Source organism: Saccharothrix mutabilis subsp. mutabilis, from assembly GCF_039521145.1.
GTDB lineage: Bacteria > Actinomycetota > Actinomycetes > Mycobacteriales > Pseudonocardiaceae > Actinosynnema > Actinosynnema mutabilis.
The window spans coordinates 1-559 of sequence record NZ_BAAABU010000076.1; the positions used below are offsets into that span (position 1 = coordinate 1).

The 559-nt window shown below is 54.2% G+C and carries 1 rRNA gene; it reads left to right on the forward strand.

The features are described 5' to 3' along the window. A 23S ribosomal RNA gene (locus ABD126_RS38650) occupies window positions 1-559 on the forward strand; the annotation flags it as partial.

Sequence of the window (559 nt, forward strand, 5' to 3'; positions counted from 1 at the left end):
GACGCGAAACCAAGTGATCTACCCTTGGCCAGGTTGAAGGCTGGGTAACACCAGCTGGAGGACCGCACCGATAAGCGTTGAAAAGCTTACGGATGAACTGAGGGTAGGAGTGAAAGGCCAATCAAACTTGGAGATAGCTCGTACTCCCCGAAAGGCATTTAGGTGCCGCGTGCGGCGTTCAGCATGAGAGGTAGAGCGACCGATAGGACAAGAGGGCTTCACCGCCTATCGAGTCCTGACGAACTCCGAATGCTCACGGTCTGCAGTCCGGCAGTAAGGGGGCGGGTGCTAAGGTCCGTCCCCGAGAGGAGAAGAATCCAGACCGCCGTCTAAGGTCCCGGAGTTCTGCCTGAGTTAGTCTAACGAAGTCTGGTCCCTATGACAGCTAGGATGTTGGCTTGGAAGCAGCCATTCATTCAAAGAGTGCGTAACAGCTCACTAGTCGAGGAGTCGGGCGTGGATAATAATCGGGCATTAAGCAATTTACCGAAGCTATGGGATCAGTAATGATCGGTAGGGGAGCATTCCACTCTGCGTCGAAGGTGAAGCGTGAGCTTTG